Annotated in this window: 22 protein-coding genes and 1 pseudogene; 13 read left to right on the forward strand and 10 right to left on the reverse strand. The window is 71.5% G+C overall.

Annotated features, from left to right (window positions below; all coding sequences use genetic code 11):
• Positions 1-14: 14 nt before the first annotated feature.
• A complete protein-coding gene (locus tag IEY79_RS23870; RefSeq protein ID WP_229701074.1) occupies positions 15-494 on the reverse strand; it encodes an ArsR/SmtB family transcription factor in 480 nt (159 codons plus the stop codon).
• A gap of 316 nt (positions 495-810) precedes the next feature.
• Between IEY79_RS23870 and IEY79_RS23875 the strand changes: the two genes are divergently transcribed.
• On the forward strand, positions 811-1440 hold the full coding sequence (locus IEY79_RS23875) for a methyltransferase family protein (protein ID WP_189109636.1): 630 nt from the start codon (positions 811-813) through the stop codon (positions 1438-1440).
• 99 nt (positions 1441-1539) lie between these two features.
• Here IEY79_RS23875 and IEY79_RS37470 read toward each other — a convergent pair whose 3' ends face one another.
• The 4 genes and pseudogenes from IEY79_RS37470 to IEY79_RS23895 all read right to left on the reverse strand — a co-directional run.
• A complete protein-coding gene (locus tag IEY79_RS37470) occupies positions 1540-1968 on the reverse strand; it encodes a nucleoside/nucleotide kinase family protein (protein WP_229701075.1) in 429 nt (142 codons plus the stop codon).
• A gap of 320 nt (positions 1969-2288) precedes the next feature.
• Entirely contained in the window at positions 2289-2540 is a 252-nt protein-coding gene (locus IEY79_RS23885) for a hypothetical protein (protein ID WP_189109637.1), read from the reverse strand.
• 75 nt (positions 2541-2615) lie between these two features.
• A complete protein-coding gene (locus tag IEY79_RS23890; protein ID WP_229701076.1) occupies positions 2616-2828 on the reverse strand; it encodes a hypothetical protein in 213 nt (70 codons plus the stop codon).
• 827 nt (positions 2829-3655) lie between these two features.
• Positions 3656-3862, reverse strand: a pseudogene (locus IEY79_RS23895) (Rv2578c family radical SAM protein); the annotation flags it as partial.
• A gap of 160 nt (positions 3863-4022) precedes the next feature.
• On the opposite strand from IEY79_RS23895, the gene IEY79_RS23900 reads away from it, so the two are divergent.
• From IEY79_RS23900 to IEY79_RS23940, 9 genes are all read left to right on the forward strand, one after another.
• The gene (locus tag IEY79_RS23900; RefSeq protein ID WP_189109762.1) at positions 4023-4481 is read left to right on the forward strand and encodes an SRPBCC family protein; all 459 of its coding nucleotides are present in this window, start codon (positions 4023-4025) and stop codon (positions 4479-4481) included.
• A gap of 283 nt (positions 4482-4764) precedes the next feature.
• A complete protein-coding gene (locus tag IEY79_RS23905; RefSeq protein ID WP_189109638.1) occupies positions 4765-7212 on the forward strand; it encodes an MFS transporter in 2448 nt (815 codons plus the stop codon).
• A gap of 134 nt (positions 7213-7346) precedes the next feature.
• Positions 7347-9818 carry an ATP-binding SpoIIE family protein phosphatase gene (locus IEY79_RS23910; RefSeq protein WP_189109639.1) on the forward strand — a complete coding sequence of 824 codons (2472 nt, stop codon included), beginning with the start codon at positions 7347-7349 and terminating at the stop codon, positions 9816-9818.
• A gap of 45 nt (positions 9819-9863) precedes the next feature.
• Positions 9864-10592: a class I SAM-dependent methyltransferase gene (locus IEY79_RS23915; RefSeq protein WP_189109640.1), complete on the forward strand. Its 729-nt coding sequence runs from the start codon at positions 9864-9866 to the stop codon at positions 10590-10592.
• Positions 10593-10673: 81 nt separating this feature from the next.
• Entirely contained in the window at positions 10674-11507 is an 834-nt protein-coding gene (locus IEY79_RS23920; RefSeq protein ID WP_189109641.1) for a M55 family metallopeptidase, read from the forward strand.
• Position 11508: 1 nt separating this feature from the next.
• On the forward strand, positions 11509-12861 hold the full coding sequence (locus IEY79_RS23925; RefSeq protein ID WP_373292614.1) for a M20/M25/M40 family metallo-hydrolase: 1353 nt from the start codon (positions 11509-11511) through the stop codon (positions 12859-12861).
• An 11-nt stretch (positions 12862-12872) separates the two neighbouring features.
• Entirely contained in the window at positions 12873-14894 is a 2022-nt protein-coding gene (locus tag IEY79_RS23930; protein WP_189109643.1) for a S9 family peptidase, read from the forward strand.
• Positions 14891-15859, forward strand: a complete 969-nt coding sequence (locus tag IEY79_RS23935) for a S66 peptidase family protein (protein ID WP_229701077.1) — start codon at positions 14891-14893, stop codon at positions 15857-15859. The genes IEY79_RS23930 and IEY79_RS23935 overlap by 4 nt, the downstream gene beginning before the upstream one ends.
• A gap of 48 nt (positions 15860-15907) precedes the next feature.
• The gene (locus IEY79_RS23940) at positions 15908-16486 is read left to right on the forward strand and encodes a GNAT family N-acetyltransferase (protein WP_189109644.1); all 579 of its coding nucleotides are present in this window, start codon (positions 15908-15910) and stop codon (positions 16484-16486) included.
• Here IEY79_RS23940 and IEY79_RS23945 read toward each other — a convergent pair.
• Positions 16467-16814, reverse strand: a complete 348-nt coding sequence (locus IEY79_RS23945; RefSeq protein ID WP_189109764.1) for a DUF6204 family protein — start codon at positions 16812-16814, stop codon at positions 16467-16469. The two genes, IEY79_RS23940 and IEY79_RS23945, sit on opposite strands and share 20 nt — an antisense overlap.
• Positions 16815-16881: 67 nt before the next feature.
• Between IEY79_RS23945 and IEY79_RS23950 the strand changes: the two genes are divergently transcribed.
• The gene (locus IEY79_RS23950; protein WP_189109645.1) at positions 16882-17778 is read left to right on the forward strand and encodes an arginase family protein; all 897 of its coding nucleotides are present in this window, start codon (positions 16882-16884) and stop codon (positions 17776-17778) included.
• A gap of 108 nt (positions 17779-17886) precedes the next feature.
• Positions 17887-19899, forward strand: coding sequence for a DUF5107 domain-containing protein (locus IEY79_RS23955; RefSeq protein WP_189109646.1), 2013 nt, complete (start codon positions 17887-17889; stop codon positions 19897-19899).
• Positions 19900-19977: 78 nt separating this feature from the next.
• On the opposite strand, the gene IEY79_RS23960 is transcribed toward IEY79_RS23955, so the two are convergent.
• The 4 genes from IEY79_RS23960 to IEY79_RS23975 form a co-directional block, all read right to left on the reverse strand.
• A complete protein-coding gene (locus IEY79_RS23960; protein ID WP_189109647.1) occupies positions 19978-20337 on the reverse strand; it encodes a VOC family protein in 360 nt (119 codons plus the stop codon).
• A 58-nt stretch (positions 20338-20395) separates the two neighbouring features.
• Entirely contained in the window at positions 20396-21205 is an 810-nt protein-coding gene (locus tag IEY79_RS23965; protein WP_189109648.1) for a methyltransferase domain-containing protein, read from the reverse strand.
• 89 nt (positions 21206-21294) lie between these two features.
• Positions 21295-21852 (reverse strand): GNAT family N-acetyltransferase, encoded by a 558-nt coding sequence (locus tag IEY79_RS23970; RefSeq protein ID WP_189109649.1) that lies wholly within the window; start codon positions 21850-21852, stop codon positions 21295-21297.
• A gap of 77 nt (positions 21853-21929) precedes the next feature.
• Positions 21930-23432: a bifunctional phosphatase PAP2/diacylglycerol kinase family protein gene (locus IEY79_RS23975; RefSeq protein ID WP_229701078.1), complete on the reverse strand. Its 1503-nt coding sequence runs from the start codon at positions 23430-23432 to the stop codon at positions 21930-21932.
• 104 nt (positions 23433-23536) lie between these two features.
• Here IEY79_RS23975 and IEY79_RS23980 point away from each other — a divergent pair, with 104 nt between their 5' ends.
• Positions 23537-24109: a TIGR03086 family metal-binding protein gene (locus IEY79_RS23980; RefSeq protein ID WP_189109651.1), complete on the forward strand. Its 573-nt coding sequence runs from the start codon at positions 23537-23539 to the stop codon at positions 24107-24109.
• The last annotated feature ends 11 nt before the right edge of the window (positions 24110-24120 follow it).

Consider the following 24120-nt stretch of genomic DNA (forward strand, 5'->3'; position numbering starts at 1 on the left):
GCACGAGATACCGTTCATGACGCATTTCCTTCTACGGTGCCGTGAATATGACCGCACGCCGTATCGGCGCCCACTGCGGCCAGAAGGTGCCCCGCGTTGTTCAGCAGATCGAGGAGTTCCGGCTGATGGGTTATGTAGTAAGCGTGACCGTGCTCCGCGATGCGCCGGTCCACCAGCCCGCAGTCCATGAGATACGACAGGTGTGCCGAAGTGGTGGCGGAGGGCAGACCCAGGGCCTTCACGAGATCGACGACGGTGCCCTCGCCGAACGTCAGGCGCTGGAGGATTGCCAGCCTCGTGGTGTCGCCCAGGAGGTGGAACAGCGCCACCGTCGCCGCCTTGGTCTCGCCGGCGGTCCTGGTCTTGACGTCGAGATGGTCGCCGGATCGGCCCCAACTACGGGTCATTCTGATTCCTTCCGGTTGGGTCGGAAGTAGCGATGTGTTGCCATGTGTGCGTGAACAGGCATTCAGTGCTTCGTCGCGCGGAGCCATGGGGGTGTCCCACCTCCGTGCTCGCTCATTACCCGCAATGGTACGGGCGTATCGAAGGATGTCCAGCCACTTGAGTAAGCGAAGACCGACATTCCTCTTGAGTCATTCGGGCGGCGCCGGGTCATGAAGTCCGCGGAGTGCGGATACCCTCTCGATATTCATGCCTATTTGGGCACATTGGGGGCATTTCCGGGGGGTCGTTGTGGGTGGGGGGCTTTGATCGATGATATAACGTCGGATTACGCCCTGTCCTGGCGCTGCACTGACCACGAACGCGGCTCGTTCCGTAGCCGCGTGTTTCTCGGAGGTGAGTACTGTGCCCGTCCTTGCGCTCGTCCTTTTTGTGGCATTCGTACTGTTGGCCGGTGTTGCTCGGGCTCTGATCCAGCAGCGCCGCAACGACGACACGGGCATTCGCGCCCGCGCGTCGATCCCGGCCCAGCAGCAGGCGAGGTCCGTGCTGGTCACCGGGACGGTGCTGGTGGGTATCGCGGCGCCGGTGGCCGATCTCGTCGGCCTCGACGCGATAGGTTTCCTCGATCACACGGCCGTGCGGCTGACCGGTGCGGGTATCGCCGTGCTGACGCTGATCCTGGTCCTCGGTGCCCAGAGCGCCATGGGGGCTTCCTGGCGCAACGACGTCGACCCGGAGGAGAGCACCGCCCTGGTCACGGGCGGCCCCTTCGCCCTCATCCGCAACCCGATCTACACCGCCACCCTCGTCTTCGTCCTTGGCATCGCCCTGGTCGTGCCCAACTACCTGGCCCTGGTTGGAGGGGCGGCGTGCCTGCTCGGTCTGCAGCTCCAGGTGCGGCGGGTGGAGGAGCCCTACCTCCGCCGCGTCCACGGCAGCCCGTACCACCAGTACTGTGCCAGCACCGGCCGTTTCCTTCCGGTCATCGGCCGGGTGCGTGTTCCGGAGGCCGAGGCCGACCAGTCGGCCTGACCGAGGCCGCCGGCTGACGCAGACCGTGGGTTCTTGTTTCACACCTGTGTGAAACAAGAACCCACGGTCGCTGCGCAGCCGGCCGGGTGGTCGATCTCGTCAGCGCTCCGCCGTCGGCCGCGGCGGCCGGACTTCCCAAGCAGGCCGTTGGGGCCGGTCGTTGTAGACGATGACGTCGGCGTGGTCGGTGGGGCGTGCCGTGGCGAAGTAGAGCTGCTGGGCGGGGATGTAGCGGTGGCGCCAGGACCGTTCGATGTCCGTGGCACCGGCGGTGGACCCCGCCTGTGCGGTGGCCCGGTTCCGGGCGCGACCCACCGTCTCGTCGAACGGGACGGACACCAAGATGCGCAGGTCCCACCGGTCGATGGGATCCGGGCGCAGGAGGAAGACGCCGTCGAAGAGCAGGACGGCGTCTGCGGCGGCGGTCCTGGCCGGCGGGGACGCGGGGGTGTCGGTGCCGCCGTCGTGGACCGCGTGCCGGAACCTCCGGTCGCCGCCGGGGCCCAGCGGATCGAGCAGGACCGGCACAGCGCGGCGCGGTCGTGGGCGTCGTGGTAGCAGCTTGCGGCGGAGCACCGGCCGCGTCGGTAGCGCTGCTCGCGGGGGAAGAGGAAGTCGTCGACGGTCGCGCGGACGACGTCGCGGCCCTGCGCGCGCAGGGAGACGGCGAGTTCGTCGGCCAGTGTGGTCTTCCCGGCGGCGGGCGGCCCGTCGACGGCGACCCGCAGCGGGTGCGCGGTCGTGACGGAGCCGATCACCCCGGCCAGCCGGCCGATGAGCCCGGCGCGGGTACCTCGGTCCGTGGCTGCCTCCCATGCGGTGTCTCTACGGGTCCTCACATGCCGCGTTCAAGGGGTGTCCGGATCGGCAGGTCCACCGTCCTCTACGGCACGCTGCCCACCCGCTCGCGGCCTCCCAGCATCCCGCGCCGCGCCCGCGGCGGGGGCGGGCTGGTCCATCAGCCGCCACACGGGGAAGATCGCCGGGGCGAGCGTGACGACGAGGTACGCACCACCGAGCACCCACGTCGCGGCGAACAGCCCCGCCGAGTCCACGAAGTACCCCGCGACGAGGCCCCCGAGCGGCGTGACCGTCAGCACCGAGGCGGTGGTCGCGCTGAGCGCCGATGTCTGCGAGCCCTGCCGGCAAGAGACCCGTGGTGCTTGCGGAGCCGGTTACGTGGTTCGTACGTCCGCGACCGCGTGGGACAGGGTGGCTATGCCTTCTGCTATTGCGCGTTCCGAAAGGGTTGCGTAGCCGAAGATCAGGCCGCCCGGGCCCGCCGGGTTGAGGCGGTAGCGGGCGACGCTGCGTAGGGCGACGCCGCGGCGGGCGGAGGCGGCGACGACTGCCGCCTCGTCGAGATCCGGCGGCAGCCAGGCGACCACGTGTTGCCATGGTGGTGTCGAAGGTGTGGGCGTGACGGGGGTGGGCACGGCGGGTGGGTGGCTGGAGGGGCACGGCGGGGGCGCCGGGCTGGGGCGGGATCGTGTAGTTCCACTCGCCGTGGAAGCTGTCGGGGGTGATGGTGAGTGCGGCGGCGTGCTGGGCGTCGATTTCGATACCGATGGGCTAGGTGCCCTCGTCCAGGCGGGCTTCACGCTGGCGAGACGCCGACGTATCAATCGGATAGGCGGGCCGGGTGACCGGCCCTCCTACCCGATTGATGCTCCGTCGGAGGAGCAGCTCAGGTTCAACTTCCAAGAAGCATCCTCCGCGGTTGCCTACAGCGAGGACCCCGGGGACGACCGTCGGCGACTCCCAGTCGGTGAAGAGCACGACGACACAGATGGCCTGCGCTGACCTGAACACACACGGAAACGCTCCGGTGGGCGTCAGGGGAGTCGCAGGGGTCGTCTGGGTCTCGCAGGGCGATTGTCCGCAGGCTGGTTCTGCGCGGCCTGTGCGGGTCGGTGCAGGACTACCTCGACGGCGTCTTGGGCGACTGACGCGTTCCTGAAGTGTGGCTGCTGCTGGTGTGTCGGTTACAGGCGCTTCGCTGTGCGGTCGCGCAGCAGCAGCCACTGACTCGCGTCAGCGCCACCTGGGCGTACAGCCGGTCCATGCAGCAGCACGGCGTAAGCCGTCCTCTCCGCCGTGCCCGGGGCGCCATACTGGCCTGGCGCCTCCCGGGTCGGGAATGACCTCGTCATACCCTTCCAGGCCTTGTCCGCGTTCGGAGTGCTGAGCATCGGCCCTCCCGGGCTCAATAGGGTCGTGCAGTGAAGTACGAGCAGGCGTGTGAACATCCCCGGTACGGATTGACCGTCCATTCGAAGGGCATCCGGGACGCGCCCGGTGCCCGGTTCACGATCGAACGGGCGCGGATCTCGTGGAAGGTGATGCCGCGGAATTCGGGGGTGTCGAAGGTCCTGGCGGTCACCGCGTCCGTACCGAAGAGCGCAGCGTCGCGGGCCGACATGGGGTTCTCGGCCAGATTGTCCCAGCGCCTGTGCACCTCCTCAGTTGTACTGACCACTGAATAGAACACGTGTTCCCATGATCGATGCAACCCCGGATTTGGGCGCGCCTCGCGGAGATGGTTGGCTGGCCGCCCGGAGAAACGAATGCTGGAGGAAGCCATGGCGCAGGTCGAGGCCACGACGGAGCGGATCATCGCGGCGGACCCGGAGACGGTGTTCGACGCGCTGGCGGACTACCAGGAGATCCGTCCGAAGGTGCTGCCCGCGCACTTCAGTGAGTACGAGGTCCGCGAGGGCGGCGACGGCGAGGGGACGCTCGTCCACTGGAAGCTCCAGGCGACCAAGAAGCGCGTCCGTGACTGTCTCCTCGAAGTCACCGAGCCCACGGACGGGCAGCTCGTGGAGAAGGACCGCAACTCCTCCATGGTCACCACCTGGGTCGTCACCCCGGCCGGCGAGGGCCGTTCCAAGGCCGTCGTCACCACCGTCTGGGACGGCGCGGGCGGCATCGGCGGCTTCTTCGAGAGGACGTTCGCGCCCAAGGGACTCGCCCGTATCTACGACGAGCTGCTCGAAAAGCTCGCGGCCGAGACGGAGAAGGCGTCCGAGACGTCCTGAGTCTCAAGTCCGCGACCCGTCAAGTCCCTTGAGTACGCGGCCGCCCTGACGTCAAGAGACACCGGCCCCGGGGTCACCGATTCGAGTGGATTTCCCCGCGACGCGTGACGTGCGCCCGCGCACCACGCGTCGTGGGAAACCCGCTGATGAGCGCCCCCGGGAGTTCCTCCCCACCAACTGCCGCCACGCGCCGTACGGCCTTCGGCGAACCGTCCGACTTGCTCCCGCTCTGCGTGCAATGTGAAGAATTACGCCGCGCAGACGCGACGAAGGGGAGCAATTCGTGGGTGGCATCACGCTGGTGAAGGACGACGAGCAGGCCACCGTGCCCACTCCGGCCACGATCAATCCGCCCCCACCCGCCACCGGCGCCGCCACCCCGGGCGACGAACTCTCCCCGCGCCGGGTGCGCCTGGTCTTCATCGGGCTGATGCTCGCGCTGCTCCTCGCGGCGCTGGAGCAGATGATCGTCGCCACCGCCCTGCCGAAGATCGTCGGGGAGCTCCAGGGCCTCGACCGGATGCCCTGGGCGATCACCGCGTATCTGCTGACCTCCACGATCGGCCTGCCGATCTACGGCAAGCTCGGCGATCTCTTCGGCCGCAAGGGCGTCTTCCAGTTCGCCATCGTCGTCTTCGTCGTCGGATCGGCCCTGGCCGGCTGGTCCCGCACGATGAACGAACTCATCGCCTTCCGCGCCCTCCAGGGCGTCGGCGCCGGCGGACTCATGATCGGCGTCCAGGCGATCATCGCCGACATCGTGCCGCCCCGTGAACGCGGCCGCTACATGGGCCTCATCGGCGGCGCGTTCGGCCTCGCCTCGGTCGCCGGGCCGCTGCTCGGCGGCTTCTTCACCGACCATGTCTCCTGGCGCTGGTGCTTCTACTTCAACGTGCCGTTCGGCCTCGTCACACTCGCCGTCGTCACCGTCGTACTCAAACTCCCCAAGCCCCGGAGCAAGGCCCGTCTCGACATCATGGGCGCCTTGCTGCTCGCCGCCGCCTCGACCTGCCTGGTGCTGCTGACCAGTTGGGGCGGTACGGAGTACGAGTGGGGCTCGCGCGTCATCCTCGGACTCGCCGCCGGCTCCGTCGTGACGGCCGTCCTGTTCCTCGTGGTCGAACGCTTCGCGCCCGAACCGATCATCCCCCTGCGGCTGTTCCGCGACTCGATCTTCAACATCACCGGTCTCGTCGGCGCGGTCATCGGCGTCGCGCTCTTCGGCGCCGCCAGCTATCTGCCGACCTTCCTCCAGATGGTCGACGGCGCCTCGGCCACCGAGTCCGGCCTGCTGATGCTCCCGATGATGGGCGGCATCGTCGGCGCGTCCGTCATCTCCGGCCAGCTGATCAGCAAGACCGGCCGCTACCGGGTCTACCCCATCCTCGGCGCGGCGATCTCCGCCGTCGGCATGTGGCTGCTGTCCCGCCTGGAGACGGACACCTCCCGGCTCGAATACAGCGTCTGGCAGGCCGTGCTCGGCATCGGCATCGGCCTGGTCATGCCGGTGCTGATCCTCGCCGTGCAGAACTCCGTCCAGCCCTCCGACCTCGGCACCGCCACCAGTGCCAACAACTACTTCCGGCAGATCGGCGGCAGTGTCGGCGCCGCCATCTTCGGCACGCTCTTCGCCGACCGGCTCACCGACGCGCTCGTCGACCGAGTCCCGTCCGGGGCCGGGCTGCCGAGCGCGGAGTCCATCACGCCGCAGATGGTGCACGCGATGCCGCCCGCGCTGCGGGACAGCTACATCCAGGCGTACGCGGACGCGATGCCGCGAATCTTCCTCTACCTCGTGCCGGTGCTCCTGCTCGGCCTGCTCATCGCCTGCTTCCTCAAGGAGAAACCGCTGGTGTCCTACAACGCGTCCACCGCCGAGTCCACCGCCGTTCCGTCCGCCCGCACCGCCCCGTCGGCCTCCGTTCCCTCGAACGGCGCCGCCCCGTCCCCCACCTACACACCGGGCGTGGCCGTCTGCGGCACCGTCCAGCACCACGACGGCACCACCGTCCCGCGCGCCGCCCTCACCCTCATCGACGTACAGGGCACCCAGATCGGTCGCGGGGCCAGCGGCGAGGACGGGCGGTACGCGCTGAGCGTGCCCGGCGCCGGTTCGTACGTGATGATCGCCGCCGCCGGCGGGCACCAGCCGCAGGCCGTCACCGTGACCGTCGGCGAGCGGCCCGTCGAACTCGACGTGGTCCTCGGCGGCGCCGGACGGCTCGCCGGAGCCGTACTGACCGCCGACGGCACCCCCGTACGCGACGCCGCCGTCACCCTCACCGACGTACGCGGTGACGTCGTCGCCTCCACCCGCAGCGGGCGCGAAGGCGGTTACGTCATCTCGGAGTTGGTGGCGGGGGAGTACACCCTCGCGGCCAGCGCGCCCGCCTTCCGCCCCGCCGCGCTCCTCGTCAGTGTCCAGGCCTCGCGTGAGACCAGACAGGACATCGAGCTGGCCGGCGGAGCGGTGCTGCGCGGCACGGTACGGGCCGGCGGGGGCCGTACGGTCGAGGACGCCCGTGTCACGCTGCTCGACGCGGCGGGCAATGTCGTCGACACTCTTACGACGGGCGCCGACGGTACGTTCCGTTTCGTCGATCTGTCCTCCGGCGAGTACACGGTCATCGCCGCCGGGTATCCGCCGGTGGCCACGGTGCTGCGGATGGCGGGCGGCGGGCGCACCGAGCGGGACCTGCAACTGGGCCACGAGGACGGGGCCGCTTACTGACTGAATTTCAGTCAACTTTCCGGAGTGCGCGGGCGCACGACCTTTTGGTTGATTGCCCCGCGCACTGCGTGTTCGGAGCCGTACCGTGGGTGCACAGCCGCAGATCCCGGCGGCGGGGAAGGAGCCTTCCACCCATGGACAGTGGCACTCCGCCGCTCCGGTCACGGCAGCAGCACGCCGTGGCCGGCCGGATTCCGCTCGCCGTGGTCGTCGTGGACGCCAACGGCCTCGTGTCGCACTGGTCGAGCGGCGCACGGCGGCTTTTCGGCCATTCCAAGGAAGACGCGGTCGGGCAGCCCGCGGGCGATCTGATGCCGGTCGCCGGGGCGCTCACCGAGGACCGGACCGGGCGGGTCAACGGCGCGTACGAGGCGTACGACGGGTACGACGAGCTCGGTCCCGACCTGCACGGACGCAGCCCCTATCCGACCGCGGGCCGGGCGAAACTCTCCGACGTGGGACGACCCAGGCTCGACGTGCTGTGGTGGGCCTATCCGCTCGCGGGGCCGGGACCCGGCCGCCATCTCGTACTCGCGGCGGACGTCGACCAGCTCCGTATCGACGTCGGCGCCGACAGCGAGCGGATCGCGCCCAGCTTCTCGCTGCACACGGAATTCCCCGACTCCGACTCACTGGCCGGCCAACTCCCGCACATCCTGCCCAACATGAGCGTCGCGGACTCGGAGCGCATCGTCGCCCAGGTCCTCGAACTCGGCTATCCCGTCCTGGAGTTCAGCCACCACGACCGGGTCCCGGTCACTCCCGACTGGGGTGTGCCGCGCCGCGCGGCCGTACGGCGGGGCCGCGCGTACGGTACGGCGGACCGCGACGGGCCGGGCGCCGACCTGACGCACCACACCGCCGACGGCGCCGGCCACTCCGTGCCTACGCCCGAACTCGACCTCGAATACGCGGCCGTCCGCGAACGCCTGGAGTTCCTGAACGAGGTCAGCGGCCTGATCGGCTCCTCCCTCGATCTGGCGCGCACCATCCGCGAGGTCACCAGCGCTGCCGTCCCCCGCTTCGCCGACTTCGCGGGCACCCATCTGCGGGCCGCCGTCCTGGCCGGTGAGGGTTTCCCCACCGGCACGCCCGACGTGACCACCATCTGGCACCGCGTCTGGGTCGAGCACAACGACGAACCGGGCCGCTGGGACGACACGGTGCCGATCGGCGAGGCCATCGCCTTCCCCGAACACACCCCGTTCTTCCAGTGCATGGTCACCGGCGAGCCCGTCCTGATCCCCCGGCTCGACGAGGCGGACGGCGACCGGATCTCCGCGCAGTTCGAGAAGCGTGACCTGCGTCCGCTCATCAACAACCGCTCCATGCTGCTCGTACCGCTCAAGGCGCGCGACGTGGTGCTGGGCTTCATGGTGCTGATGCGGCGTCAGGAGCGGCACCCCTTCGACGACATGGACCGCACCACCGGCGCCGAACTGGCCGCGAGAGCCGGTCTGGTCCTGGACAACGCCAGGATGTACACGTATCAGGAGAATGTCGCCGACACCCTCCAGGACAGCATGCTGCCCCAGGTCGCGGGCCGGATGGCGGGCTGCGACATCGCCACCCGCTATCTGCCCGGCGCCCGGCTCGGCAGGATCGGCGGCGACTGGTTCGACTCCGTCAAACTGCCCGGCTCACGTACCGCGCTGATCGTGGGCGACGTCATGGGCCACGGCCTCAACTCGGCTGCGATGATGGGCCAGTTGCGCACTGCCGTGCAGACCATGGCGACCATGGAGATGCCGCCCGCCCAACTGCTCCGTAATCTAGACGACTTGGCCCAGCGTCTGGGCGAGAACTATCTCGCCACGTGTCTCTACGCGGTCTACGACCCCATCCGCTCCGAGCTCCAGATCGCCAACGCCGGACATATCCCGCCCGTCGTGGTCCGCGCCGCCGACGGCCGCAGCGAACTGCTCGACCTGCCGACCGGCGCGCCCATCGGCGTCGGCGGAGTGCCGTTCGAGACCGCGACGGTCCGGGTCGGTCCCGGCGACCGGCTGGTGCTCTGCACCGACGGCCTCGTCGAGGTGCGCGGCCAGGACATCGGCGCGGGCCTCGCGGCGCTCTGCGAGTCGGCCGCGCATCCCGCCGCCTCCATGGACCGGGCCTGCGACACCATCATCCGCGCGCTCAACACACACGGCGGCCGTAAGGACGACGTGGCGCTGCTGATGGCCAGGCTGAACGGCATCCCGGACGGTGACGTCGCCGAGTGGCAGCTCGCCCTCGACCCGCGCGAGGTCGCGCGGGCCCGGCGGCTGGTGCGCGGCAAGCTCGACGACTGGAATCTGCCCGGGGCCGTGGAGAACGCGGAGCTGATGGTCAGCGAGCTGGTCACCAACGCCGTACGGCACTCCCGTACCCGCCATGTGGGGCTGCGGCTGGTCCGCACGGACGCCCTGCTCTGCGAGGTCACCGACGACGAACCGGCCCCGGCGAGCCTGTTGGGCGCGAAGCCCGACGACCAGTTCGGCAGGGGGCTGCGGGTCGTGAGCCGGCTGGCCCGCGGCTGGGGGAGCAGCAGCACCCCGCTCGGCAAAACGGTGTGGTTCGAACAGGCCCTGGCGGGAAGAGGTCCGCGAGTCCCGCGGATCTGACGCATCGTCAATTCGCCCTCTCGGGGCGAGAGATGGGGAGGCCCCATGAGCGTGTCACAGCGTTATCTGGACGCGTGGGAGAGCTACTGGCGCGAGACCTCCGACGCCCCGGGCGAGGCGATCTGGGACTCCGACCCCTCTCTCACCGCCGTACCGCACTGCGACATACTCCTGCCGCACGCCGACCCGGCCCTTCCCGTGGTCGACCTCGGCTGCGGCAACGGCACCCAGACCCGCCATCTCGCCACCCGCTTCGCCCGCGCGGTGGGCGTGGACCTCTCGCACGCGGCGATCGAGCACGCGCGCCGCGCGGACACCGAGAAGGCCGCCGAGTTCGAGCAGCTCAGCCTCGTGGACCGGGAAGCGGTCCGGGCGCTGTCGGAGCGGGTCGGCGACACACACGTCTATATGCGGGCCGTCATCCACCAGAGCGAGCCGCAGGACCGGCCCGTCGTCGCGGGAGCGGTCGCCACGCTGCTCGGGACGCGCGGCAGGGCGTTCGTCGTGGAGCTGACCTCGGCGTCCAGGGCGGTGCTCCAGCGGGCCTCCCAGGACCCCGGCGGACCGCCCGCGAAGCTGCGGCGGGTCTTCGACCACGGCCTGAAGCCGGCCGGGGCCTCCGACGAGGAGGTGCCCAGGCTGCTGACCGAGGCGGGCCTGCAAATCCTCGACAGCGGGGACACCACGCTTCCCCAGACGGAGTATCTGGCCGACGGCACCCGGATCGACCTCCCCGCCCGTTGGTTCGTCCTGGCCCCCGCCCGAGGCGCTTAGGGGGCGCCTCGCCGATCTTGCGGTCCGCCCGGCACGGGCCGGGGTGGTCGTCGTGTCCGTCGGCGCGTACGGTTTCGCTGCATGAAGATCCTCATCAGCGCCGACATGGAAGGCGCCACCGGTGTGACCTGGCCGGCCGACGTCCTGCCGGGGACGCCGCAGTGGGAGCGCTGCCGCGCCTTGTTCACCTCGGACGTGAACGCCGCCGTCCTCGGCTTCCTGGACGGCGGCGCCGACGAGGTGCTCATCAACGAGGCGCACTGGACCATGCGCAATCTGCTGCTCGAAGAGCTGGACGAGCGCGCCCAGATGCTCACCGGCCGTCACAAGTCGCTGAGCATGGTCGAGGGCGTCCAGCACGGCGATGTCGACGGGATCGCCTTCGTCGGCTACCACACCGGCGCGGGCACCGAGGGCGTCCTCGCGCACACCTATCTCGCCAACTCCATCACCGGTGTCTGGCTGAACGGCGCCCGCGCGAGTGAGGGCCTGCTCAACGCCCAGGTCGTCGCCGAGTACGGCGTCCCCGTGGTCCTCGTCACCGGCGACGACCTGACCTGCCGGGACGCCGACGGTTACGCGGCGGGCGCCCGCAAGGTGGCCGTCAAGGACCATGTCTCGCGGTACGCCGCCGTCTGCCGCACCCCCGCGCGTACCGCGGCCGACATCCGGGCGGCGGCCAAGGAGGCCACCGCGCTGGCCGTACGGTACGAACCGGTCGCCGGCGGCCCGTTCACCGTCCAGCTGGAGTTCGACGCCGAGCATCTGGCCGCCGCCGCCACGGTCGTCCCCGGAGTGGTACGCGCCGGTGAACGGCGTGTCGCGTACACGAGCGGGACGATGTACGAGGGCATTCGCACCTTCAAGGCGGTCACCACGATCGTCTCGGCCGCGGTGGAGGAGCAGTATGGCTGACATGACGCCCGAGAACATGAGTACGGAGAGAGCACAGCCCATCGACATGGTGGCGCTGGACGAGGTGGTGTCGTTCACCTCGGACCTCATCCGTATCGACACCACCAACCGTGGCAACGGCGACTGCGAGGAACGCCCCGCCGCCGAGTACGTCGCCGAGCGGCTGGCCGCCGCCGGACTGGAGCCCACGCTCCTCGAACGGACCCCCGGCCGCACCAACGTCGTCGCCCGCATCCCCGGCACCGACCCGACGGCCGACGCGCTCCTGGTCCACGGCCATCTGGACGTCGTGCCCGCCGAGCCCGCCGACTGGTCCGTGCACCCCTTCTCCGGCGAGGTCAGGGACGGCGTCGTGTGGGGGCGCGGGGCCGTCGACATGAAGAACATGGACGCGATGGTGCTCGCCGTCGTCCGCGCCTGGGCCCGCGCGGGGGTCCGGCCGCGCCGGGACATCGTGATCGCCTACACCGCCGACGAGGAGGCGAGCGCGATCGACGGCTCCGGCTTCCTCGCCGACCACCACCCGGAGCTCTTCGAGGGCTGTACGGAGGGCATCAGCGAATCCGGGGCCTTCACCTTCCACGCCGGGCCCGGCATGACGCTCTACCCCGTCGGGGCGGGCGAGCGCGGCACCGCGTGGCTCAAGCTCACCGCGCACGGCAGGGCGGGCCACGGCTCCAAGGTCAACCGCGCCAACGCGGTCAGCAGGCTCGCCGCGGCCGTCGCCCGTATCGGCCACCACGAATGGCCGCTCAGGCTCACCCCGACCGTCCGCGCCGCGCTCGGGGAACTGGCCGCGCTCCACGGTTTCGACGTCGACGTCGAGTCCGAGCACTTCGACCCCGACGCCCTGCTCGCCAAGCTCGGCCCCGCCGCGGACCTGGTCGCGTCGACCGTGCGCAACAGCGCCAACCCGACGGTCCTGGAAGCCGGTTACAAGGTCAATGTGATCCCGGGGCAGGCCGTCGGCTTCGTGGACGGCCGGATGCTGCCGGGCGGCGAGGACGAATTCAGCACCACGATGGACGAGTTGACCGGACCCGACGTGGACTGGGAGTTCCACCACCGCGAAGTGGCCCTCCAGGCGCCGGTCGACTCACCGACGTACGCCAAACTCCGCGCGGCCGTCGAGCGGTTCGACCCGGCCGGGCACGTCGTGCCGTACTGCATGTCGGGCGGCACCGACGCCAAGCAGTTCTCCCGCCTCGGTATCACCGGCTATGGTTTCTCGCCGCTGAAGCTGCCCGTCGGCTTCGACTACCAGGCCCTCTTCCACGGAGTCGACGAACGGGTCCCGGTGGACGCCCTGCACTTCGGGGTCCGCGTTCTCGACCACTATCTCCAGACCGCGTAGGGGAGTTGGGCATGCCGCAGATCGCGCCGTACGGATCATGGCCGTCACCGATCGACGCCGCGCTGGCCGCCTCGCACGACGGGCGACCGGAGTACGTCGGCACGGTCGGCGACGAGGTGTGGTGGACCGAGCCGCGGCCCACGGAGGAGGGCCGGCGCGTACTCGTACGCCGCCGGTCCGACGGCCGTGAGGAATCCGTCCTGCCCGCCCCCTGGAACGTCCGCACCCGGGTCATCGAGTACGGCGGCAGGCCCTGGGACGGGGCGGTACGGGCCGACGGCTCCACCCTCGTCGTCTTCGCGCACTTCCCGGACCAGCGGCTGTACGCGTACGAGCCGGACGGCGACGGGCCCCCGCGCCCGCTCACCCCTGCCCCCGCCCCCGCGCCGGGCGGCCGGGTGACCGGCACCCTGCGCTGGGCCGATCCGCAGCTGCGTCTCGACAGCGGCGAAGTCTGGTGCGTACTGGAGGAGTTCACCGGAGAGTCGCCCACCGACGTACGCCGCGTCCTCGCCTCCGTACCGCTGGACGGCTCGGCCGCGGACGACCGCGCCGCCGTGACCGAACTCTCCGACGGCCGGCACCGCTTCGTCACCGGACCCCGGGTGTCACCGGACGGCCGGCACGTCGCCTGGATCGCCTGGGACCACCCCCGGATGCCCTGGGACGGCACGGAACTGCTGCTCGGGGACACCGCCGGGACAGGCGCCTTCACGGGGGTCCGCACCGTCGCCGGAGGACCGGAGGAGGCCGTCGTACAGGCCGACTGGGCGCCCGACGGCTCCCTCCTGTACGTCTCCGACCCCGGCGACTGGTGGCAGCTGAACCGGCTGCGGCTCGACCCCGCCGCGCCGGCCGGCGTCCGGGCGCCCGTCCGGCTGAGCCCCGCCGTCGACGAGGAGTTCGGCGGACCGCTGTGGAAGATCGGCCTCCAGTGGTTCCGGCCGATGGCCGACGGCATGATCGCCGTCGTCCACGGCAAGGGCGCCACCGCGCTCGGCATCCTCGACCCCGAGACCGGCCAGCTCGCGGACGCCGCCGGGCCCTGGACCGAATGGGCCGCCACCCTCGCCGTCCGGGGCACCCGGGTGATCGGCGTCGGCGCCAGCCCGCGCAGCGCGTACGAGATCGTGGAGCTGGACACCGCCACCGGGCGGGCCCGGGTCATCGGCTCGGCGCACGACGACCCGGTCGATCCCGTGTACTACCCCGAGCCGCAGATCCGCACGTTCACCGGCCCGGACGACCGCGAGATCCACGCCCACATCTACCCGCCGCACAGCCCCGGCCACAGTGCGCCCGGCGAGGAACTGCCGCCGTACGTGGTGTGGGCGCACGGCGGACCCACCAGCCACGCGCCCCTCGTACTCGACCTGGAGATCGCCTACTTCACCTCGCGCGGCATCGGCGTCGCCGAGGTCAACTACGGCGGCTCCACCGGCTACGGACGCGCCTACCGCGAACGGCTCCGTGAACAGTGGGGTGTCGTCGACGTCGAGGACTGCGCGGCCGTCGCCCGCGCCCTCGCCGACGAGGGCACCGCCGACCCCGCGCGGCTCGCGATCCGGGGCGGCAGCGCGGGCGGCTGGACCAGCGCCGCCTCGCTCACCTCCACCGACGTCTACGCCTGCGGCACCGTCATCTACCCGATCCTCGATCTGTCGAGCTGGGTCTCCGACGGGACGCACGACTTCGAGTCGCGGTATCTGGAGTCGCTCGTCGGCCCGTTCGCCGAGGTACCGGGCCGCTACCGCGAACGCTCGCCGATCAACCACGTCGACCGGATCACCGCCCCGTTCCTGCTGCTCCAGGGGCTGGACGATGTGATCTGTCCGCCGGTCCAGTGCGAACGCTTCCTCGCCCAGCTGGCCGGGCGCGGCATCCCGCACGCGTACATCACCTTCGAGGGCGAGGGCCACGGCTTCCGCAGGGCGGACACGATGGTCCGCGCGCTGGAGGCCGAACTGTCCCTGTATGCCCAGACGTTCGGGATCAGCCGTCCCGACGTCCCGGTACTGGAGCTGGAGAAGTGACCGCCTCGCCCGGCCCCGCGCCCGGCTCGTCCGTCGAGCCTCTGATCCGCCCGCCCCGGCTTCGCCCCGGCGCGAAGGTCGCCGTCGTCGCCCCCAGCGGCCGACTGCCCGCCGACCGCCTCGAAGCGGGCCTGGACATCCTGCGCGGCTGGGATCTCGATCCGGTCGTGGCGCCTCATGTCCTCGACCAGCACCGGGAGTTGGAGTACCTCGCGGGAACGGACGCCTCGCGCGCCCGCGACCTCCAGGACGCCTGGTGCGACCCGACGGTCTCCGCCGTCCTGTGCGCGCGGGGCGGCTACGGCGTCCAGCGCATGGTCGACCTGCTCGACTGGGACGCCATGCGCGCGGCGGCCCCCAAGGTCTTCGTCGGCTACAGCGACATCACCGCGCTGCACGAGGCGTTCGCCGTCCGCGCGGGAGTCTCGACCCTGCACGGTCCGATGGTCGCCGCCCTGACCTTCCTCAAGGACGCCGCCACCCAGGAGTCCCTGCGCGCGACGCTCTTCGAACCGGATACGGTCCGGACCGTCGGCCTGGACACGGCGGGCGCGCTCGTCCCCGGCCGGGCCCACGGCACCACCCTCGGCGGCTGCGTCAGCCTGCTCGCCGCCGACCTCGGCACCCCGCACGCCCGCCCGTCCGCCGCCGGCGGGCTGCTGCTGATCGAGGACATCGAGGAGGAGCCGTACCGGCTGGACCGGATCCTCACCCAACTCCTGCGCTCCGGCTGGCTGGACGGGGTCGCCGGGGTCGCGCTCGGCTCCTGGGCGGGCTGCGGCCCGTACGAGGCCGTCCGGACCCTGATGCTCGACCGCCTCGGCGCCCTCGGTGTCCCCGTGGTCGAGGAACTGGGCTTCGGGCACGGCCCGACGAACCTGACGGTGCCACTGGGCGTCCCGGCGGTCCTGGACGCCTCCGCCGGCGCCGCCACCCTCACGCTGGACGTGCCGGCTCTGAGCTAGGGCCCAGGGGTCGCGGATCCCGCCCGGTCCGCGGATTAGGCTGGCGCGATGCCCGACACCACCTCCCCCGCAGGCGAGGGGCCACGTACGCGCGTACGCCCGTACCGGTACGAGGACGCCCGCGAGTTCGCCGCCCTCGCCCGCGACAGCAGGGGACTGCACCACCCCTGGCTCTTCCCGCCCCGGACCCCCGAGGCGTACCGGGACTACGCGAACAGCGTCATCGAGGACCCCACCAAGGCCGGCTTCCTCGTCTGCGACCTGGCCGACGGCCGGATCGCCGGGTTCATCAACATCAACAACATCGTCCGCGGCGGCTTCCTCAGCGGAGCCCTCGGCTACGGCGCTTTCGCCCACGCGGCCGGCCGGGGACTGATGGGCGAAGGGCTCGGCCATGTGCTGCGCCACGCGTTCGGACCACTCGGCCTGCACCGCCTGGAGGCCAACATCCAGCCAGGGAACAGCGCGTCGCTCGCCCTCGTCCGCCGCGCCGGCTTCCGTCACGAGGGCTTCTCGCCCGACTTCCTGCGGATCGACGGGGCCTGGCGCGACCACGAACGCTGGGCGATCACCGCGGACATGATCCGCGACGAGCCGCCCGGAGGGCTCAGCGCCCCTTCCGGTTGATCTTCATCGTGTCCATGTCCGTCACGGTCGACCGCAGCTCCCCGAAGCCGGCGCCGACTCCCCCGCCGAGCGCCCGCAGCGCCGCCTCCGCCCGTTCCTCGGCGAGCGCGGCGGCCATCTCCTCGCCGTCGGCGGAGTCGGAGACGATCTCGAACCGGTACGAGAAGTGCTTGAGCGACCTGTCGTAGGTGAGCGACCCCTCGGGTGTGAACCGCATCTGGCTGAGCCCGTGGTCGGCGAGCTCGTCCAGCAGCCGCGCACGCGCCTCGTCCATCAGCTGTTCGAAGGTCCCGCGGACGATCACCCGATAGGTGTGCTGCGTGGTCATGGACGTGCCGCCTTCTTCCCGAAGATCTTCGTTGAAGAAGGAGCGTACGACGCGGAGGATGGTCGGCATGCGGAATATCGTGGTGATCGACGCCCCCTCCAACCTCGGCCTGCGCCCACCGGCCCCCGGAACCGTCCCCGGCTGCTACAAGCTGGCCGGAGCCATGCGTGAGCAGCGGATCGTTCAGCGGCTCGGCGCGTTCGAAGGCGGGGTCGTCGTCCCGCCCCGCTACGACCGGGGCGACTGGAAGGAAGGCGACGGTGTCTTCAACGCCGCCGCCATCGCCGCGTACACCCGCCGCCTCGCCGACCGGATCGAGCGGCATGTGCGGGCCGGTGACTTCCCGCTCGTCCTCGGCGGCGACTGCTCCATCCAGCTCGGCGCCTCGCTCGCGCTGCGGCGCCTCGGGCGGTACGGCATCGCCGCGATCGACGGCTCGGCCGACTTCCGGCACCCCGGGAACTCGGCGTCCGTCGGCGCGGCGGGCGGTGAGGAGCTGGCCATCGCCACCGGGCGCGGGCAGAGCGACCTCACCGACATCGAGGGGCTGCGCCCGTACGTACGCGACGAGGATGTACGGCTCTTCGGCATCCGCGACTACGACGAGGACCGCGAGGAACTGGCCCGGCTGCGGATTCCCACCGTGTCCGTGGGGGAGTTCCGCGAGTGGGGCGCCGCCGATCTCGCGGGCGCCGTCCTCCAGACCCTGGAGTTGCCCGTCACCGACGGCTTCTGGGTGCATCTGGACGCGGACGTGCTCGACCCCGAGGTGATGCCGGCCGTCGACAGCCCCGACCCCGGGGGACTGCTCCCCGACGAACTCCGGTCGCTGCTCACGGTTCTGGTCCGCTCGGACCGTTGCGTCGGGCTCAACCTGACCATCTACGACCCCGATCTCGACCCCGACGGCACCGCCGGAGCACTGCTCGCGGACATCGTTGTGGCGGCCCTCACCCAAGACTGATCCCAAGGTGCTCTGTTCGGCGCGCACTCGACCGTGTTCCATGGTCAACGGGTGCGCGCCGGCCAACCCGTCCGCCGGCGGCCCCAGCGAGCGAAGCGAGGTTTGCCTGTGGCCACGAGCGTGCGACGCGCCGTACTGACCCTGCCTGCCGCCCCCTTGGGGCCGGAGAACCCCCTGCCCGCGCTCCGGCCGCTCGACGAGACGCACTCCCTCGACCAGTACGACGAACGGGCCAAGCGGGACCTGCCCCGTGACATGGCGCGGCAGATCGGGTACGAGCCCCTGCGCACCCTGCTCCCGGTGCGGGTCCTCGACGGCTACGGACGCGAGCGTGTGAGCACCGACCTCGATGTGATCGTCATCGAGAACGACCGGCTGCGGGCGACCGTGCTGCCGGGGCTCGGCGGACGTGTCCACTCCCTGCACCACAAGCCCACCGACCGTGAACTGGTCTACCGCAACCCGGTGTTCCAGCCCGCCGACTTCGCGCTCAACGGCGCCTGGTTCTCCGGCGGCATCGAGTGGAACATCGGCGCGACCGGCCACACCACGCTCTCCTGCGCGCCCGTGCACGCCGCCCTCGTACCCGCCCCCGACGGCGGTGAGATGCTCCGGCTCTGGGAGTGGGAGCCGCTGCGCGGGCTGCCGTTCCAGGTCGACCTCTGGCTGCCCGACGACTCCGACTTCCTCCATGTCGGGGTACGGATACGCAATCCGCACCAGGGACCGGCGCCCGTCTACTGGTGGTCCAACATCGCCGTTCCCGAGGACGAGCACACGCGCGTCCTCGCACCCGCCGAGGAGGCGTGGCACTTCGGGTACGAACGGAGCCTGCGCCGGGTCCCGGTGCCCGAGTACGACGGCGCCGACCGCACGTACCCGCTGCGCGGCCGTTATCCGGCGGACTACTTCTACGAGGTCCCGCGCGAGGCCCGGAAGTGGATCACCTCGCTCGACGCGGACGGCCACGGGCTCGTCCAGACCTCCACGGACACCCTGAGCGGACGCAAGCTCTTCATCTGGGGAGCGGGGCGCGGCGGCCGGCGCTGGCAGCAGTGGCTCACCGAGCCGGGCACCCCCGGATACGCCGAGATCCAGGCCGGACTCGCCCGTACCCAGCTCGAACACGTCAGACTCGACGGCCACGACGACTTCAGCTGGCTGGAGTCGTACGGCCCGCTCGAAGCCGACCCCGCCGCCGTCCACGGCGCCGACTGGGACGCGGCCCGCGCGGAGGTCGACAGCCGGCTCGAAGAGGTCCTGCCGCGCGCGGATGTCGACGCCGCGTACGAGGCCTGGCTGCCGTACGCGGACAACGAGCCCGGCGAACGGCTCGCCACCGGCTCGGGCTGGGGCGCGCTCGAAGTCATGCGCGGCACGATGCGCGGCGGATACGACCTGCCCGGCACGCCGTTCGACGATTCCATGCTCGGCGAGCAACAGGCGCCGTGGGTCGAGCTGTACACCCAGGGCACGTTCCCGAAAGCGCGGAAGACCGAGCCGCCGGGGCCGACGCTCGTCGCGCCGCACTGGCGCGACATGCTGGAGACGGCGCCCGCCGAACCGCTGACGGAGTATCACCTCGGTGTCACACAGTGGCACGCCGGCGATCTGGCCCAAGCCGTACGGAGCTGGGAGCGCGGCCTCAAACTGGCCTCGTCCCGCTGGCCGTTGCTGCGCTGCCTGGCCGTCGCGGACCGGGAGGGCGGCAATCCGGAGCGGGCCGCCGATCTGTATCTGGAGGCGTTCGACGACCTCTGCCGCGAGCGCGGGGAGGAGACCGGGGAGACCGACGACGCCACCGAGTCCTGGACGGCGGCGACGGTCGCGCTGGCCCGCGAGGCGATCGCCGCGCTGCTCGACGCCGACCGTGAGCGGGACGCGCGCCGGATCTGGGACCGCCTCTCGGCCGGCATCCGGGAGCGCGGCGCCTTCCGGCTCATCGAGGCCCAACTGCTGCTCGCCGAGGGCGACAAGACCGCCGCACGCGCGGTGTTCGACGCGGGCTTCGAAGTGGCGGACCTGCGGGAGGGCGCGGAGACGCTGCACGAGGTATGGGCGTCCCTGACGGACGACCCGCTGCCGGAGGAGTACGACTACCGGATGCGGCCGGGGGACTGACCGGGGGCCTCGCGCCGGGGCCGTCGCCCTCGCCGGACGAGCCGCGCCCGCGGCCCGGCCGGCGAGGGGCGACGGCCGTCAGCCGCCCCGGACCGGGTTGCGGTCCACGTACTCGAAGACCGAGCCGTCCGGGTGGACGGCGATCAGATTGCGGCCGGCCGGGGTGGGGACCGGGCCCGCGAGGACCTGGGCGCCGACGCCCGTGAGCGCGGCGAACGCCTCGTCCACGTCCTTGACGGCGATCGTCGCGGTGACCTTGCGCAGCACCTCGATCTCCTCCGCGGGACCGCTCATCAACAGGAAGCAACTCACGGCGGCGACGGAGACCCCGCCGCGCTCGAAACGGAGCGCGGGGCTACCGGTCAGCCGTTCGTAGAAGGCGACCGAGGTCTCCAGGTCGTCGACGCAGATGCGCAGCGTGGTTCCCAGGATTTCCATACGGGTGAGGGTAGCGAAGCACCGATCTCCGCGACCATGAACCTCGGGGAACCAACTCTCAGACCCGGCACAGGATTTCACCGTGCGGGACCATGAACCAGGCATCGGGCTCCTCGCCCCACGCGCGCCACGCCTCCGCGATCTGGGCGAGCCGCGCCTCGTCCGCGTGGCCGCCGCGTACGGCCAGTTCCGCGTAGACCGACGCGGTCGTCCGCTCCGCCCACAGACCGCTCCACCAGGCGCGTTCGTCCGGGGTGGCGAAGCACCACGTGCCCGCTGTGGACGTGATGTCCGTGAAGCCCGCGCGGCGGGCCCAGGAGCGGAGCCTGCGGCCGGCGTCGGGCTCGCCGCCGTTGGCGCGGGCCACCCGCCGGTACAGCTCCTGCCAGCCGTCCAGGGCCGGGGACGACGGGTACCAGGTGAACGCGCCGTAGTCGCTGTCGCGAGCCGCGACGGTGCCTCCGGGCCTGCACACCCGGCGCATCTCGCGCAGCGCCTGTACGGGGTCCCCGACGTGCTGGAGCACCTGATGGGCGTGGACCACGTCGAAGGAGTCGTCGGGGAAGTCGAGGTCGTGGACGTCGGCGACCGCGAAACGGACGTTGTCCAGGCCGCGCGCCGCGACCGTCTCCCCGGCCCGCTCCAGTACGTCCGCGGCCGAGTCCACCGCGGTCACCGTGCCGGGCGCCACCAGCGCGGCGAGGTCGGCGGTGATGGTGCCGGGACCGCAGCCCACGTCCAGCACGTCCAGCCCGGAACGGAGTTCGGGCAGAAGATAGGCCGCCGAGTTCGCCGCCGTGCGCCAGCGGTGCGAGCGCAGGACCGACTCGTGGTGGCCGTGGGTGTAGACGGCGGTCTCCTTCGGCATGACCGGACTCCCTCTTGTGAAGTGATCCCGTCACGGTACGCCGCGATGTCGGAATATGAGACCTGCGTCTCGGGATGTGGTCGTCGGCTTCACCCGGAGGCCGTTCGCCGCCACTCCTCGCGGGTGAGCGCGTACTCCACCTCCCCCTCCTCCGAGCCCTCGATGACCTCCGGCCACTCCTCGACGTAGGTACGGACGAAGACCAGCCCGGCCTTCTCCATGACCCGCCGGGAAGCGGTGTTGACCGTCATCGTGTTCGCCGTGACCCGCTCGGTGCCCAGCTCCGTGAAGGCCTTGCGCACGAGCGCGCGGGCGCCCTCCGTGGCGTATCCCCGGCCCCACACGGCCCGGTGCAGCCGGTACCCCAGCTCCACCACCTCCCAGCCGGCGTCGTTCAGCGGCCGTAGCTCGAACCAGCCCAGCCACTGGCCGGTGGTCCGCTCCTGCGCCGCCCAGAAGCCGCGCCCGAGCAGCCGGGGCAGGGCCTCGGCCCGGAAGGTCTCGGGCGCGGCGGGCACGCCGCCGTCGATGAAGCGCTTCACCCCGGGGTCGTTGTCCAGCGCGAGGAGCCGGTCGAGGTCGGCCTCGACGCAGTCGCGCAGCCGCAGCCGGGGGGTTTCGAGGAAGGGGGCGGGTTCGGATTCCATGCGCATCAGCTTCGGCCCCGTGCCCCGGCCCGCGCCACCGGTATTTCCCGCGTCGGGCCGCCCGCCTCCGGCGACGGTCACTGGAACGCGTGCGGGCGGTAGACCGTCAGCGCCTCGTTCGCCTTGTCGATGGTCAACTCGACCGGTGACTCGGCCACTTCGCCGTCGAAGGCCAGCGGCGTACCGGGCGCGATACCCGTGATCCGCACCCGCCGCATCCGCTCCGCCGCGTGCACCGGCGACCGGCTCAGCGGCCCGGCCGCCGCCGCGGCCAGCAGCCGCAGACTGGGGAAGCTCCCGCCGTGCACGATACGCACGTCCAGCAGCCCGTCCGCCAGATCGAGTCGGTGGCCCGGGGTGAACCCGAACCGCTGGTAGATGCCGTTCCCCGCGAACAGCATCCACAGCGACCGGTGCCTGCCGTCGAACTCCGCCCGGAGCTGGTGCTGGCCGCGCAGCACCTTCGACGCCGCCACCACGCCGGCGGGCCAGCCGCCGATCCGTGGCGCCCAGTGCTCCCGGACCCGCACCAGCTCCGGATAGACGCCCAGGCTGAAGGTGTTGAGGAAGTGACCGCTCGTCCCGTCGGGCCCGGTGAACCGCCCCAGGTCGACGCGGACGGCGTCGCCCGCCGCCATCGCGCGGCAGGTGTCCTGCGGATTCTCGATCCCGAGGTCGTACGCGAAGTGGTTCAGCGTGCCGCCCGGGAACACCGCCAGCGGCAGCCGGTGCCGGGCGGCCACCACCGCGGCCCGGTTGACCGTGCCGTCGCCGCCGACCACACCGAGCGCGGCACAGCGCTCCGCCGCCTTCTCCAGCTCCGTGTTGACCTCCTCCGGCTCGCACTCCACGAACTCCGCGAGCGGCAGCGAATCACGCAGCGCGTTCGCGGTGTCCGACGAACCCGACGCGCGGTTGACGACGATCACCATGCCGTCGCCTTCCGGAAGCTCCGGCGCCTGCGCGTGCGGCCGCCCCGGCGACGGCAGCTGGGAGCGGGTCGGCACGATGCCGCGCACCGCGTACGCCGCCCCCACCCCCAGCGCTGCGCCCACCAGCACATCACTCGGGAAGTGCACGCCCGTGTAGACGCGGGACGCCGCGACGGAGAAGGCGATCGGGGCCACCACCGCTCCCCAGCCCTTGGACTCCAGGGCGACACCCGTGGCGAAGGCGGCCGCCGACGCCGCGTGCCCGGACGGGAACGAGGTGGTGACCGGCTGCCGCTTCAGCTGCCTGATCACCGGAACCGCGTCCAGGACCGGGCGCCTGCGGCGTACCGACCGCTTGCCCACGGTGTTGATCGCGGCCGAGGCCACGGCGAGCGAGGCCACCCCGCGCAGGGCGGCGCGCCGTGAGCGCTGGCCTCGCCCGAGGAGGGCGATCCCGGCCGCGGCGCCGAACCAGAGGAGACCGTGGTTGGCGGAGCGGCTGAGGCGTGGCAGTACCGGTTCGGCGCCCGGCCAGTTCCGGTGCGCCGCCGCCCGGAAGATTCGCTGGTCCCAGCCGGTGAGCAGCGCGGCGACCCGGGCCCGGGTGCGGGGATCGGCCGGGGGACGGCCCGCGTAGATGTCAGACATGCAACGCGGGTACCCCATACGGCGTGGCCCCAAGCAGGGGGCGGAGCCGGCCGTGGGACCGGCCGGACTCGCGTCCGGCCGGGGGGCCGGGGAAAGTGGGAGTCATGGATGATCGACTGCTGGACCGGCACGACGAGGCGCTCGGCCTGTTCACGGACCGGGTGCACGCCGTCCGCGCGGACCAGTGGGGCGCGCCGACGCCCTGCTCGGCGTGGTCCGTACGCGACCTGGTCAATCACCTGACCTCCGAGCAGCTCTGGGTGCCCCCGCTGGTGAGCGAGGGCCGGAGCATGGCGGAGGTGGGCGACGCCTTCGACGGCGATGTGCTCGGTGACGACCCGGTCGCCGCCTGGGACCGCGCGGCCTCGGGGGCACGCGCCGCGTTCGCCGAGCGCGGCGCTGCGGAGCGAATGGTCGAGCTCTCGTACGGGTCCACCCGGGCCGGCGCCTACTGCTCGCAGATGGTGCTCGACGCCGTGGTCCACACCTGGGACCTGTCGCGCGGGATCGGCGTGGACGAGCGGCTGCCCAGGCCGCTGGTCGACTTCGCGCTGGAGGAGGTCGAGCCGTACGCGGACAGCCTGTCGGCGAGCGGCATGTTCGACCCCCCGCTGGCACCGCCACCGGGCGCCGGCGCCCAGACCAGGCTGCTGGCGATGCTGGGCCGCGGGGGCTGACCGGGGGGCCG

The sequence above is a fragment of the Streptomyces camponoticapitis genome (assembly GCF_014646115.1).
In the GTDB taxonomy this organism is placed as follows: Bacteria; Actinomycetota; Actinomycetes; order Streptomycetales; family Streptomycetaceae; genus Streptomyces; species Streptomyces camponoticapitis.

Coding starts and splice junctions, on each gene's coding strand:
- IEY79_RS23970 (WP_189109649.1), bottom strand. CDS start 21,852: ATGGAATCCGAACCCGCCCCCTTCCTCGAAACCCCCCGGCTGCGGCTG.
- IEY79_RS23945 (WP_189109764.1), bottom strand. CDS start 16,814: ATGACCACGCAGCACACCTATCGGGTGATCGTCCGCGGGACCTTCGAA.
- IEY79_RS23960 (WP_189109647.1), bottom strand. CDS start 20,337: ATGGAAATCCTGGGAACCACGCTGCGCATCTGCGTCGACGACCTGGAG.
- IEY79_RS23980 (WP_189109651.1), top strand. CDS start 23,537: ATGGATGATCGACTGCTGGACCGGCACGACGAGGCGCTCGGCCTGTTC.
- IEY79_RS23940 (WP_189109644.1), top strand. CDS start 15,908: ATGCCCGACACCACCTCCCCCGCAGGCGAGGGGCCACGTACGCGCGTA.
- IEY79_RS23925 (WP_373292614.1), top strand. CDS start 11,509: ATGACGCCCGAGAACATGAGTACGGAGAGAGCACAGCCCATCGACATG.
- IEY79_RS23965 (WP_189109648.1), bottom strand. CDS start 21,205: ATGCCGAAGGAGACCGCCGTCTACACCCACGGCCACCACGAGTCGGTC.
- IEY79_RS23910 (WP_189109639.1), top strand. CDS start 7,347: ATGGACAGTGGCACTCCGCCGCTCCGGTCACGGCAGCAGCACGCCGTG.
- IEY79_RS23870 (WP_229701074.1), bottom strand. CDS start 494: ATGGCTCCGCGCGACGAAGCACTGAATGCCTGTTCACGCACACATGGC.
- IEY79_RS23950 (WP_189109645.1), top strand. CDS start 16,882: ATGCGGAATATCGTGGTGATCGACGCCCCCTCCAACCTCGGCCTGCGC.
- IEY79_RS23930 (WP_189109643.1), top strand. CDS start 12,873: ATGCCGCAGATCGCGCCGTACGGATCATGGCCGTCACCGATCGACGCC.
- IEY79_RS23975 (WP_229701078.1), bottom strand. CDS start 23,432: ATGTCTGACATCTACGCGGGCCGTCCCCCGGCCGATCCCCGCACCCGG.
- IEY79_RS23915 (WP_189109640.1), top strand. CDS start 9,864: ATGAGCGTGTCACAGCGTTATCTGGACGCGTGGGAGAGCTACTGGCGC.
- IEY79_RS23920 (WP_189109641.1), top strand. CDS start 10,674: ATGAAGATCCTCATCAGCGCCGACATGGAAGGCGCCACCGGTGTGACC.
- IEY79_RS23900 (WP_189109762.1), top strand. CDS start 4,023: ATGGCGCAGGTCGAGGCCACGACGGAGCGGATCATCGCGGCGGACCCG.